The following is a 12,765-nucleotide window of genomic DNA, read 5'->3' on the forward strand; positions in this document are numbered from 1 at the left end:
TGCGTCGACTTCACACGGACGGCACAACGCGCACAACAAACACATGCGCGGCCAGGGGGGGCGACGGATGGGCAGGAGCAGCGGCACCACGACCGCCACGGGGACGGGACCGATCACCGACCCCTTCGTACACGATCCCGCCCTCGTGCCGCTGCGCACGGCCGCGCTGGAGGGGGACTGGGCCGCCACGCGCGCCTTCTTCACCGGCCTCGACTCCCCCGAGAAGGTGACCTTCGCCTCCGGCCTGCTCGCGCGCCGGCACGGCGTCGAGACCTATCTGGAGGAGGCCGCCGCCGCGCTGCCCGCCGACCCGCTGCCGCGCACCCTGCTCGCCGACCGCTATGTCCGCATCGGCTGGGACATCCGCAGCGCCGCCCGCGCCAAGGACGTCTCGCGGGAGCAGTTCGACCGGTTCCACGACTGGCTGCGCAAGGCCGAGCGGCTGCTGATCGAGGTGTGCGCCGAACAGCCGGGCTACGCCCCCGCGTGGACGATCCGCCTGCTCACCGCGCGCGGTCTGGAGCTCGGCCAGTCCGAGGCCCGCCGGCGCTACGACCGCCTGTCCGCCGTCCAGCCGCACGCGTACCGCGCGCAGACGCTGCTGCTGCAGCAGCTGTGCCCGAAGTGGGGCGGTTCCTGGGACGCCGCCCACGGCTTCGCCCAGGAGTGCGCCACCCGCGCCCCGAACGGCTCCTACGCCGGTGTCCTGGTCGCCGACGCGCACATCGAGCACTGGCTGGACCTGGACTCCGGCGAGGACGCGGCCTACCTGCGCGGCATCCCGGTCCGCGACGACCTGCGACACGCGGCGCAGGTGTCGGTGCTGCACCCCGACCACCGGCCCGACTGGCACGAGACGGCCGCGCACAGCACGTTCGCGCTGGCCTTCTGCCTCGGCGGCCACTTCGCGGACGCCGCCCGGCACTTCGCCGCGCTCGGTGACCGGGTCACCGAGTTCCCGTGGGCCTACCTGCCGAACTGGAAGAGCCGGTACGCGAAGTTCCGTGACACGGCCCTGGCCACGCTCTAGAGGGGGGACGAGATGACCACCGAACTGCCCGCCACGCACGCGCCCGCCCTGGCCGCCCTCGACGGCCTGGTCTCCCACACCACCACGCAGGGCGTCCCGACGCTGTACGCGCCGCGCACCGGCGAGATCACCGCGGGCCTGTTCTTCCGCGTGGGCCGCGCCGACGAGACGCTCGCCACCGCCGGGATCACCCACCTCGTCGAGCACCTCGCGCTGCACCGCCTGGGCCTGTCCGACCTGCACTACAACGGCGCCACCGCCAACACCTACACCCTCTTCCACGTCACCGGCAGCGAGGAGGAGGTCGTCACCTACCTCAACACGGTGTGCGCGGCCCTGCGCGACCTGCCGCTGGAGCGGCTGGAGACGGAGAAGGAGATCCTGCGCACGGAGGCCGCGGGACGGGGCGGCGGCCCCCATTCCCAGCTGCCGCTGTGGCGGTACGGCGCCCAGGGCTACGGCCTGTCCAGCTACAACGAGCTGGGCACCTGGTCCCTCACCGCCGACCAGGTCCGCGCCTGGGCCGAGACCCGCTTCACCCGCGACAACGCGGTCCTGTGGATCACCAGCGACCACGTGCCCGAGGGCCTGGACCTCACGCTCCCCTCCGGCACCCGTATCCCGGCGCCCCCGGCGACCAGCGCCCTGCCGGTCACCCCGGCCTACATCCACGGCGACGACGGGCACGTGGTCTTCACCGCCGTCGTCCCGCGCACGACGCCTGCCGCGCTCTTCGCGGAGATACTCGGCCGCGCCCTCTTCCACGACCTGCGCCAGGAGGGCGGCTACTCCTACACGGCGGAGGCCGACTACACCCCGCGCGACGCCGGCTTCGCCACGCTCACCGCGTACGCGGACGCGCTGCCGCAGAAGCAGGACGCGGTGGTCGGCGGCTTCGTCGACGTCCTGGCGCGGCTGCGCGCGGGCCGGATCGAGGAGGCGGAACTGGCGTCGGCGCGGGCCAAGTACCTCAAGATGTACGACACGCCGGACCTCGGCGCCGCCACGCTGCCGTCCTACGCGCTGAGCCTGCTCCTCGGGCACCCGATCCTCTCCCCCGACCGGCACCGGGCCGAGCTGGAGGCGGTGACGGTGGCCGACCTGCGCGAGGTGGCCCGCCAGGCCTGGGCGGACGGCCTGCTCCAGGTCCCCGGCCGGGGCGCGGACTGGGCGGGCTTCACGCTCGCGCCCCAGTTCTCGGCGGCGGCCGTCGAAGGCACCCGCCACCCCTCCCTGTCCGACGACCGGGTCACGCTGGTCATCGGCGCGGAGGGCGTCACCCTGCTCACGCCCGGCGGCCCGGTCACGGTCCGCTACGACGCCACGGCCGCGATGACCACCCGCCCGGACGGCGCGCGCTCGCTGACGGGCCTGGACGGCTTCGCGGTGGCGGTGGAGCCGACGCTGTACGAGGGCGTCACCGCCGACCGCATCGCGGTGATCGACGCGGCGGTGCCGCCGGCGGTGGTCGTCCCGATGCCGGCCCGCGACCCCGCGCAGATCCCGCAGCCCCGCACGCGGGAACGCCCTGCGGGGCCGGCGCGCAAGGCGAGCGCGGCGGCCTGGGGCTGGACGGCGCTGGTGGCACTCCTCGCGACCCTGGCCGTGGTGTGGCCGGTGCTGTGCGGCTACCTGATCGTCGACCGTATCGACGAGGGCCGCGTCCCGCCGATCCCGGGGCTGGTCGGCATGGGCGTGCTGGAGTACTCGTTCATCCGCTGGGGGCGGACGGCGCTGCGCCGCCGCAAGGAGGCGCGGGGGTAGCGCCGGGTCCGCCCGCCCACCCCCAGCGGGGTGTCCCGCTCACTCCACCGTGACGGACTTCGCCAGGTTGCGCGGCTGGTCCACCTCGTTGCCGCGGGCCGTCGCCAGCTCGCAGGCGAAGACCTGCAGCGGCACGGTCGCGACCAGGGGCTGGAGCAGCGTCGGGGTGGCCGGGATGCGGATGAGGTGGTCGGCGTAGGGGACGACCGTCTCGTCGCCCTCCTCGGCGATCACGATGGTGCGGGCGCCGCGCGCGCGGATCTCCTGGATGTTGGAGACGATCTTGTCGTGGAGGAGGGACCGGCCGCGCGGGGACGGCACGACCACGACGACCGGGACGTCCTCCTCGATCAGCGCGATCGGCCCGTGCTTCAGCTCGCCCGCCGCGAAGCCCTCGGCGTGCATGTACGCCAGTTCCTTCAGCTTGAGCGCGCCTTCGAGCGCCACCGGGTAACCGACGTGCCGGCCGAGGAAGAGCACGGTGTTCTTGGAGGCCAGGGAGCGCGCCAGTTCCCGTACCGGCTCCATGGTCTCAAGGACCTCCTCGACCGCGCCGGAGATCTGCGCGAGGTCGCGGACGACCGCGCGGACCTCGTCGCCCCACTTGGTGCCGCGTACCTGGCCCAGGTAGAGGGCGACCAGGTAGCAGGCGACGAGCTGCGTCAGGAACGCCTTGGTGGAGGCGACGGCGACCTCCGGGCCCGCGTGGGTGTAGAGCACGGCGTCGGACTCGCGCGGGATGGTCGAGCCGTTGGTGTTGCAGATGGCGAGGACCTTGGAACCCTGTTCGCGGGCGTGCCGCAGCGCCATCAGCGTGTCCATCGTCTCGCCGGACTGGGAGATCGCGATGACCAGCGACTGCGCGTCGAGGATGGGGTCCCGGTAGCGGAACTCGCTGGCGAGCTCCACCTCGCAGGGGATCCGCGTCCAGTGCTCGATGGCGTACTTGGCGATCAGGCCGGCGTGGAAGGCCGTACCGCAGGCGACGATGACGACCTTGTCGACCTCGCGCAGCTCCGACGGGGTGATGCGGACCTCGTCGAGGGTGAGGGAGCCGGCCGCGTCGATGCGGCCCAGCAGGGTGTCGGCGACCGCCTTCGGCTGCTCGGCGATCTCCTTGAGCATGAAGTAGTCGTAGCCGCCCTTCTCGGCGGCGGAGGCGTCCCAGTCGACGTGGTAGGAGCGCACCTCGGCCGGGCTGCCGTCGAATCCGGTGACGGTCACGCCGTCGCGGCGCAGCTCGACGACCTGGTCCTGGCCGAGTTCGATCGCGGAGCGGGTGTGCGCGATGAACGCGGCGACGTCGGAGGCGAGGAAGGCCTCGCCCTCGCCGACGCCCACCACGAGCGGGGAGTTGCGGCGCGCGCCGACGACCACGTCCGGCTCGTCGGCGTGCACGGCGACCAGCGTGAACGCGCCCTCCAGCCGCCGGCACACCAGCCGCATGGCCTCGGCGAGGTCGTCGGTGGCGGAGAACTCCTCGGCGAGCAGGTGCGCGACGACCTCGGTGTCCGTCTCGGAGGCGAGGTCGTGGCCGCGCTCCTGAAGCTCCGCGCGCAGCAGGGCGAAGTTCTCGATGATGCCGTTGTGGACGACGGCGACCCGGCCCGCGTTGTCCAGGTGCGGGTGGGCGTTGGCGTCGGTCGGGCCGCCGTGGGTGGCCCAGCGGGTGTGCCCGATGCCGGTCGTGCCGGTCGGCAGCGGACGGTCGACCAGCTCCTTCTCCAGGTTGACGAGCTTGCCGGCCTTCTTCGCGGCGGCCAGCCCGCCGTCGGCGAGCACGGCGACGCCCGCCGAGTCGTACCCGCGGTACTCCAGCCGCTTGAGTCCGGCCACCACGACATCGAGCGCCGACTGCGCCCCCACGTATCCCACGATTCCGCACATGGATCCGCAGCCTACGATCCGCCGGGGCCGTAAATCCCCCTCCGCGTGCCCGAAATCGGAAATTCCCACGGGGATACGAACGCCGCGCGGGCCGATCAGCGGCGCGGGGACGGCTCTTGGAGGCCGAAGCTCGCGGACTTCAGCCAGCGCCGCATGCGCGTGGCGAGGGGGCGTTCGACGAACCGGTGGGCCAGGTAGGACAGCAGCACCAGGGCGCCGACGGTGACCGCGACGAGCGTCCAGGGGGCGACGCGGTCGCCGTAGTGGTGGACGACGGTCATGCCGATGACGTCGTGCAGCAGGTACAGCGGGAAGGTCATCGTCCCGGCGACGGTCAGCCACCGCCAGCGGATGCGGCGGGTCCGGCCGAGCGCGATCGCGGCGATCAGCGCGAAGAACACCGTGATCGCGAGGACCAGCCAGCCGCGCCACGGCGACCAGGCGTCCCAGTTGTTGCGGCCGCCGTCGGGGGCCAGCAGGAAGTGCAGGGCGAGCAGCCACGACATCACGACGATGCCCCACAGCAGCGGCGTCGGCCGGAAGCGGTGCATGAGGTAGAAGGCCATGCCGGCGATGAAGTACGGCGCGGACGGCGGGTTGACCAGCAGGGTGAGCGCGGGGATGCCGGCGGACGGCGCGAGCACGGCGGCGACGGTCCACAGCCCGCAGTAGACGACGACCCGCTGGTGGGTGAGGCCCTTCCACACGACGACCGCGAAGGTCAGGTAGAAGCACAGCTCGGGCCACAGGGTCCAGTAGACCGAGTCCAGGTCCTTCACGCCGAGGGGGTGCTGGAGCATCGTCAGGTTGGCGAGGATCACCCGCGGGTTGGGGTGCCCGAACGGCGTGTCGGCCAGGAAGATCACGCACGCCGACACGGCGACGGCGATCCAGTACATGGGGTACAGCCGCGTCACCCGCGAGATGAAGAAGTCCCGGGGGCTGCGTCCCCAGGCGCTCATGCAGATGACGAAGCCGCTGATCAGGAAGAACAGGTCGACGCCGAGCCGGCCGTAGGCGAAGTAGGCGTGCGCCTCGGGGAACACGCTCTGGTACGGGCGGCCCCAGATGTGCTCCATCGTCGCCGGCTTCTGGCCCACGAAGTGGAACAGCACCACGGCGAGCGCCGCGAGGAAGCGCAGTCCGTCGAGCGCGGCGAGGCGCTGTCCGCCGCGCCTCTCGGCCGCGGGCGCCCCGGGGGGCGTGGGTACGGCGGGTGCGGTCGGCCCGTTCGCCCCTCTCGGGCCCGTGGGCGCGTCGAGGAGTCGCGTGCTGTCCGCCTGGCTCATCCGTTCACCGTTCCGTCGTCACTCGCGTGTCGTGTGCCTCCCCCCTGGGCAGCGTTCCATCCCGCACGGTACGGGTGGCCGCACAGCCGCCCGCGTCCGGGACCCTCACACAGCACCGGCACGGAACGGTCACGCGCCGGTCATGGAAAACCCACCGGGCGACGGACGCCCGGTGGGTGAAGACGACGACTCGCCGCTCAGCCGAGCTTGGCGAGCTGGGCCTGGACGAGCTCGGCCGGGAAGGCGTACTCCTTGCCGGTCGCCGCGGTCGCCATGTTGACGGAGGGGAAGGACGCGATCGTGGCGCCCTTGCGGACGACGACGCTCTTCCACGGGGCCTGGGTGCCGTCAGCGTCCATCATCAGCGTCAGCGCGAGCGCCTCGTCCGCCCCCTGGGGCGCGTCCGTCACCGTGACCTTCGAGAACTTGGTGGTGTCGCTGCCCACGGTGTACGCGAACCCGCCCGCGCAGGCGGTCGAGGCGGCCTTCAGCGCCGCGAACGCCTTCTCGGCGCCGCCGTCGGCGTACGTGGCCAGCGTCACGATGACCTTGGTCCGGTCGATACCGGCGACCAGGGCCTCCTCGGGGCTCGCCCCGGCGGCCGGCTTCTTCAGGTCGCCGAGCCAGCTGCGCTTGACGCTCGCCGCGGGCTGCGCCTCGTACGTCCCGGCCTGCAGCCGGCCCAGCGCGGCGCACTCCGCCTTGTCGGTCTTCACCTTCGCCTGCGCGATGTCGTCCTGCAGCGGCACCTTCGTGAAGACCTTGCCGCTCTTGACGTCCGCCTGCGCGAGCGCGGCCTTCTCCAGCTCGGCGGCGCTGAGCGCCTTGGCCGGGGCCGCGGCGGGCGAGGCGGAGGCCGTCTTGTCGGCCTGCGCGGTCGCCGCCCCGTCACCGGCCTTGTCCCCGCTCTCGGAACCACAGGCGGAGACGACGAGCGCGAGCGCGGCGACCGCGGCGGCGAGACCGGCACGGCGAACGGTGGTGAGACTCACGGAAGACTGCTCTCTCTTCAAAGCGGCATTTTACGTGGACATTACACACAGCACACCCACACCTGATCCACCGAAAACCCATCCGCGACCCGACCGTGACACCCACGTGACCAGCCCCGAAGCCCCCGGACCAGGGCCATGAACGATTTCCGGCCGTTTCCACCCGGGGACCCGGAAACTCGCTGACACGTCAGCGACTTGACGGCCGTCCCGCCCTCGGCCGTGGCAGCGTGCCTTCTCGGACGGCCCGAGGGAGATGACAGGCGGTGCAACGGTTCACAGAGTTCGACTTCGGTGTGTCCTGGGTGATGGAGTTCTTCCACCAGGACTGGAGCTGCGACGGGCCCACGGCTGCCGAAGTCGTCGCGAAGCACCTGGCAGATGTCGCCGGCAAACATGTCCTGGCCGTCCGGCGCGACGCCGAGACGCTGCTCGACGGCCTGCCCGACACGGCGCTGGAGCTGCTGTGGGACGCCGCCACCGAGTGCATGCCGGCCTTCCACCTCGTCGGAGGAGGCGCGCAGTGGACCCGGACGGTCGTCGACCTGTGTGACGCCCGGCTGGCGGCCAAGCCGAAGGTGCGACCCCTCACGGGGGCGGACGTGGAGGACGGTGCGGACCAGTTGGACGCGGTCCTCCGCGAGATCGAGGAGGCGCGGTTCCTGGCCGAGGAGGTTCGGGCGGCGCTCACCGACTGCGCCCGCAGCTGCACCCCTGATCTGGCCCTTCGGGTGCTGATGAAGGCGATGATCCAGTCCCCAGGGGCCAGACTGTCCCCGGCCCGGTACGCCCGGCTGGAGGCCATCGGCTCCGCCCTGCGCTACGGGGAATTCGTGGTGGACAACGTCAGGTATCTCGTCGACGAGGAGTAGCCGGGCCGGTGCGTCGCGTCGGCCCGGTCTGTCCGGCGTGACGCACCCCACCTCCCGTCCCGTTCAAACTCCGTTAACAATGGACTGTGATCTCTCCGGTCTCTTCGATGCCCCGGAGCGCCCACCGGCCCCGTCCGGAGGCGACTCCTTACGTCGATCTCACCCGTGCCGAGTGGAGCGCGCTGCGCGACAAGACGCCGCTGCCGCTCACCGCGGAGGAGGTCGAGCGGCTGCGCGGCCTCGGTGACGTCATCGACCTCGACGAGGTGCGGGACATCTACCTCCCGCTGTCCCGGCTGCTCAACCTGTACGTCGGCGCCACCGACGGCCTCAGAGGCGCGCTGAACACCTTCCTCGGAGAGAAGGGCTCCCAGTCCGGCACGCCGTTCGTCATAGGCGTCGCCGGCTCCGTCGCCGTCGGCAAGTCGACCGTGGCCCGTCTGCTGCAGGCGCTGCTGTCCCGCTGGCCGGAGCACCCGCGCGTCGAGCTGGTCACCACGGACGGTTTCCTGCTGCCCACCAAGGAGCTCCAGGCCCGCGGCCTGATGTCCCGCAAGGGCTTCCCCGAGTCCTACGACCGCCGCGCCCTCACCCGGTTCGTCGCCGACATCAAGGCCGGCAAGGACGAGGTCACCGCGCCCGTCTACTCCCACCTGATCTACGACATCGTCCCCGGCGAGAAGCTCGTCGTGCGCCGCCCCGACATCCTGATCGTCGAGGGACTCAACGTCCTGCAGCCCGCCCTGCCCGGCAAGGACGGCCGCACCCGCGTCGGCCTCGCCGACTACTTCGACTTCAGCGTGTACGTCGACGCCGGCGCCGACGACATCGAGCGCTGGTATCTGAGCCGCTTCAAGAAGCTGCGCCAGACCGCCTTCCAGAACCCGGACTCGTACTTCCGCAAGTACACCCAGGTCTCCGAGGAGGAGGCCCTCGACTACGCCCGCACCCTGTGGCGCACGATCAACAAGCCCAACTTGATCGAGAACATCGCCCCCACCCGCGGCCGCGCCACCCTGATCCTCCGCAAGGGCCCGGACCACAAGGTGCAGCGGCTGAGCCTGCGCAAGCTGTAGCCGACGGCGGTCGGCGGATGGGGCGCATGCTGCCCGTGCACCCCGGTCGGGTGGTGCGCATGCCGCACGTGCGCCCCGGTTAGATGGGGGCCATGCTGCACCTGCGCCTGATCACGCCGGCCGACACCACCGACGACGTGGTGCTCCTGATCGAGAAGACCGTCGGCACCGCGCACCTCGTCGTCCTGCCGGGCGCCGCCCGCGATCCGGCCGGGGACGTCGTCCTGTGCGACGTGGCCCGCGAGGCCGCGGACGAGTTGCTGAACGGGCTGCGGGAGCTGGGCCTGGAGCGCACCGGCTCCATCGCCGTCGAGAACGTCGAGCTGTCGCTGTCACGGCGGGCCGACCGCGCGGAGGCCGACGCACCCGGCGAGGCCGCGGACGCCGTGCTGTGGGAGCACCTCGCCGAGGCCACGCACGAGGAGTCGACCCTCTCGGTCACCTATGTCGCCTTCATCACGCTGGCCACGATGATCGCGGCCTGCGGTGTGGTGCTGGACAACGCGATCCTGATCGTGGGCGCGATGGCCGTCGGGCCGGAGTTCGGGCCGCTGGCCGGCATCTGCACGGCGATCGTGCAGCGCGCGCCGCGCCTCGCCGCGCGGTCCCTGATCGCGCTGCTCGCCGGCTTCGCCGCGGCGATGGCGGTCACCGTCGGTTTCAGCCTGTTCATGGACGCCGTCGGCCTGTTCAGCGAGAGCCGGCTGGAGGCCGCGCGCCCCAACACCGGCTTCATCTACGCCCCGGACTGGTTCTCGTTCGTCGTCGCGGTGCTCGCGGGCTGCGCGGGCACGCTGTCCCTGACGTCGGCGAAGTCCGGCGCCCTGGTCGGTGTCGCCATCTCGGTCACCACGGTCCCGGCCGCCGCGAACGCGGCCGTCGCCCTGATCTACGGCGACACCCACCAGACGCTCCGCTCGACGGAGCAACTCCTGCTGAACCTCGCGGGAATCGTCCTGGCGGGCACGCTGACGCTGCTGGCCCAGAAGTACTTCTGGGCCAGGCAACGGGAACTCGCGAAGGAACGGCAGGGCAGCCGGCCTTAGGGGCGCGGGGCCCTGCTCGCCGTGCGGCTCCCCACGCGGGCACCACCGTCAACGGCCGCTCCCAGCGCGGGCCCGACCGTCTACAACGGCTCCCCGCGCGGACACCACCGTCTGCGGCGGCCGGCCGAGCGCCGACTTCACCACACCGGCAGGCCGCCCGCCGACTGCCCGCGACCGGCTAGCCCAGCGCCGACTTCACCACATCGGCCAGCCGCCCGCCGACCGAGCGGGCCTGCTCGATGTCGGCGGCCTCGACCATCACGCGCACGACCGGCTCGGTCCCGGAGGGCCGCAGCAGCACGCGCCCGGTCTCCCCGAGCTCCCGCTCCGCGTCGGCGACGGCCGCCGCCAGCTCACCCGACGTCTTCACGCGGGACCTGTCCACGTCCCGCACGTTGATCAGCACCTGCGGCAGCCGCTCCATCACGGACGCCAGCTCCCGCAGCGACCGCCCGGTCTCGGCGACGCGCGCCGCGAGCAGCAGCCCGGTCAGCGTGCCGTCACCGGTCGTCGCGTGGTCGAGGATGATCACGTGGCCGGACTGCTCGCCGCCGAGCGCGTAGCCGTGCTCCTTCATCTCCTCCAGCACGTACCGGTCGCCGACCGCCGTCTGGACGAGCTTGAGCCCCTCCCGCTCCAGCGCGAGCTTGAAGCCGAGGTTGGACATCACGGTGGCGACGACGGTCTCGGCGCGCAGCGCGGAGCGCTCCCGCATGGCGAGGGCGAGCACCGCGAGGATCTGGTCGCCGTCGACCTCCTCGCCGGTGTGGTCGACGGCGAGGCAGCGGTCGGCGTCGCCGTCGTGGGCGATGCCGAAGTGCGCGCCGTGCTCGACGACCGCGGCCTTGAGCAGGTCGAGGTGGGTGGAGCCGCAGCCGTCGTTGATGTTGAGGCCGTCCGGCTCGGCACCGATCGTGATCACCTCGGCGCCGGCCCGGGTGAACGCCTCCGGGGAGACGCGGGCGGCGGCGCCGTGCGCCTCGTCGAGGACGATCTTCAGCCCGTCGAGCCGGTTCGGCAGCACGCCGACGAGGTGCTCGACGTAGCGGTCGAAGCCCTCCTCGTAGTCGCGGACGCGGCCGACGCCGGCGCCGGTCGGGCGGTCCCAGGGCTCGCCGTGGCGGTGGGCGTCGTAGACCGCCTCGATCCGGTCCTCGAGCTCGTCGGCGAGTTTGTGGCCGCCGCGGGCGAAGAACTTGATGCCGTTGTCGGGCATGGCGTTGTGGCTCGCGGAGAGCATGACGCCGAGGTCGGCGCCGAGGGCGCCGGTGAGGTGGGCGACGGCCGGGGTCGGCAGGACTCCGACGCGCAGGACGTCGACGCCGGCGCTGGCGAGGCCCGCGACGACGGCGGCCTCGAGGAACTCCCCGGACGCGCGCGGATCACGGCCGACCACCGCGGTCGGCCGGTGCCCCTCGAAGGTGCCCGCCTCGGCGAGTACGTGTGCTGCCGCGACGGACAGGCCGAGTGCCATCTCGGCGGTCAGATCCGCGTTGGCGACACCGCGCACACCGTCCGTGCCGAAGAGTCGTCCCACGTGTCCTCCTGAGGAAGCGTCAGTTACGAAGAGCGGCGCGCCGGTGCGGCCCACGCGCGCGTGCCGTTCGTGACCCGGGACTGCGCCGCCCGGGCACCAATCGCACAAGACGATGAGCGTCTTGTGCCGTTATACGCCCGAAGGCTGTGATAAACGAACGCCCCGGCGGCACACGGGCGTGCCGCCGGGGCGTTCGGAGTACGCGGAGGGCAACCGAATCCGGAGCCGATACGTACGAGCAGGCAGCGAAGCTTAGCGCTTGCTGTACTGCGGGGCCTTGCGGGCCTTCTTCAGACCGGCCTTCTTGCGCTCGACCGCACGGTCGTCGCGGCGCAGGAAGCCGGCCTTCTTCAGCGGGCCACGGTTGTTGTCGACGTCCGCCTCGTTCAGCGCACGGGCGACACCGAGACGGAGCGCACCGGCCTGACCGGAGACACCGCCACCCGCGATGCGGGCGATGACGTCGTAACGGCCCTCGAGCTCGAGCACCTTGAAGGGCTCGTTGACTTCCTGCTGGTGCACCTTGTTCGGGAAGTAGTCCTCGAGGGTGCGACCGTTGATCTTCCACTTGCCGGTGCCCGGGACGATCCGGACGCGGGCGATGGCGTTCTTGCGACGGCCCAGGCCGGCGGCCGGCTGGGGCTCGCCGAAGCGGGAGGCCAGGGACTCCGAGGTGTACTCGCCCTCGACGGGGACCTCGGACTCGGTGGTGTAGCTGTCGATGTCAAGCTCTTCGAGCGGCTGCTCGGCAGTGGTCTCGGCCACGATTCTCCTCAGATTCTCTTCAGTCTTAGGGGGTGGCCGGACTTACTGCGCGACCTGGGTGATCTCGTACGGCTGCGGCTGCTGCGCGCCGTGCGGGTGCTGGTCACCCTTGTAGACCTTCAGCTTCGAGAGCATCTGACGGCCCAGGGAGTTCTTGGGGAGCATGCCCTTGACGGCCTTCTCGATGGCCTTCTCGGGGTTCTTGTCGAGCAGCTCGTCGTAGCGGACGGAGCGCAGACCACCCGGGTAGCCGGAGTGGCGGTACGCCATCTTCTGGGTCCGCTTGTTGCCGGACAGGTGCACCTTGTCGGCGTTGATGATGATGACGAAGTCACCAGCGTCGACGTGCGGCGCGTAGATCGGCTTGTGCTTGCCCCGGAGAAGGGTGGCGGCGGTGGTGGCGAGACGGCCCAGGACAACGTCCTGAGCGTCGATGACGTGCCACTGGCGCGTCACATCGCCGGGCTTGGGGCTGTACGTACGCACGGTTCGTAGCCTTCGCTTCGA

General features: G+C 71.7%; 11 protein-coding genes. 5 read left to right on the forward strand and 6 right to left on the reverse strand.

Going from position 1 to position 12,765, the window contains the following annotated elements:
- Positions 1-67: 67 nt before the first annotated feature.
- Both ACF1AL_RS18385 and ACF1AL_RS18390 read left to right on the forward strand, forming a co-directional pair.
- On the forward strand, positions 68-1,030 hold the full coding sequence (locus ACF1AL_RS18385) for a hypothetical protein (protein ID WP_391780494.1): 963 nt from the start codon (positions 68-70) through the stop codon (positions 1,028-1,030).
- Between the two features lie 12 nt (positions 1,031-1,042).
- Complete coding sequence (locus tag ACF1AL_RS18390) at positions 1,043-2,794, forward strand: M16 family metallopeptidase (RefSeq protein ID WP_391821057.1); 1,752 nt, start codon at positions 1,043-1,045, stop codon at positions 2,792-2,794.
- A 39-nt stretch (positions 2,795-2,833) separates the two neighbouring features.
- Here the strand turns inward: ACF1AL_RS18390 and glmS are convergent, their stop codons facing one another.
- The 3 genes from glmS to ACF1AL_RS18405 form a co-directional block, all read right to left on the reverse strand.
- Positions 2,834-4,681 (reverse strand): glutamine--fructose-6-phosphate transaminase (isomerizing), encoded by a 1,848-nt coding sequence (gene glmS / locus ACF1AL_RS18395; RefSeq protein WP_366841108.1) that lies wholly within the window; start codon positions 4,679-4,681, stop codon positions 2,834-2,836.
- Positions 4,682-4,776: 95 nt separating this feature from the next.
- Positions 4,777-5,970 carry an acyltransferase gene (locus ACF1AL_RS18400; RefSeq protein WP_366841109.1) on the reverse strand — a complete coding sequence of 398 codons (1,194 nt, stop codon included), beginning with the start codon at positions 5,968-5,970 and terminating at the stop codon, positions 4,777-4,779.
- Between the two features lie 197 nt (positions 5,971-6,167).
- The gene (locus ACF1AL_RS18405; RefSeq protein ID WP_391826528.1) at positions 6,168-6,962 is read right to left on the reverse strand and encodes a hypothetical protein; all 795 of its coding nucleotides are present in this window, start codon (positions 6,960-6,962) and stop codon (positions 6,168-6,170) included.
- Positions 6,963-7,228: 266 nt separating this feature from the next.
- Here ACF1AL_RS18405 and ACF1AL_RS18410 point away from each other — a divergent pair, with 266 nt between their 5' ends.
- The 3 genes from ACF1AL_RS18410 to ACF1AL_RS18420 all read left to right on the forward strand — a co-directional run bounded on the left by ACF1AL_RS18410 (position 7,229) and on the right by ACF1AL_RS18420 (position 9,956).
- The gene (locus tag ACF1AL_RS18410) at positions 7,229-7,834 is read left to right on the forward strand and encodes a hypothetical protein (protein ID WP_391780497.1); all 606 of its coding nucleotides are present in this window, start codon (positions 7,229-7,231) and stop codon (positions 7,832-7,834) included.
- A 107-nt stretch (positions 7,835-7,941) separates the two neighbouring features.
- On the forward strand, positions 7,942-8,910 hold the full coding sequence (gene coaA, locus ACF1AL_RS18415; RefSeq protein WP_366841112.1) for a type I pantothenate kinase: 969 nt from the start codon (positions 7,942-7,944) through the stop codon (positions 8,908-8,910).
- 92 nt (positions 8,911-9,002) lie between these two features.
- Positions 9,003-9,956, forward strand: a complete 954-nt coding sequence (locus tag ACF1AL_RS18420) for a DUF389 domain-containing protein (protein ID WP_391704107.1) — start codon at positions 9,003-9,005, stop codon at positions 9,954-9,956.
- A gap of 178 nt (positions 9,957-10,134) precedes the next feature.
- Here the strand turns inward: ACF1AL_RS18420 and glmM are convergent, their stop codons facing one another.
- From glmM to rplM, 3 genes are all read right to left on the reverse strand, one after another.
- On the reverse strand, positions 10,135-11,493 hold the full coding sequence (gene glmM, locus ACF1AL_RS18425) for a phosphoglucosamine mutase (protein WP_366841114.1): 1,359 nt from the start codon (positions 11,491-11,493) through the stop codon (positions 10,135-10,137).
- Between the two features lie 252 nt (positions 11,494-11,745).
- A complete protein-coding gene (gene rpsI, locus ACF1AL_RS18430; RefSeq protein ID WP_003998795.1) occupies positions 11,746-12,258 on the reverse strand; it encodes a 30S ribosomal protein S9 in 513 nt (170 codons plus the stop codon).
- A gap of 42 nt (positions 12,259-12,300) precedes the next feature.
- Positions 12,301-12,744 (reverse strand): 50S ribosomal protein L13, encoded by a 444-nt coding sequence (gene rplM / locus ACF1AL_RS18435; RefSeq protein ID WP_003998796.1) that lies wholly within the window; start codon positions 12,742-12,744, stop codon positions 12,301-12,303.
- Between the last annotated feature and the right edge of the window lie 21 nt (positions 12,745-12,765).

The organism is Streptomyces sp. NPDC014801 (genome assembly GCF_043082085.1).
Lineage (GTDB): Bacteria > Actinomycetota > Actinomycetes > Streptomycetales > Streptomycetaceae > Streptomyces.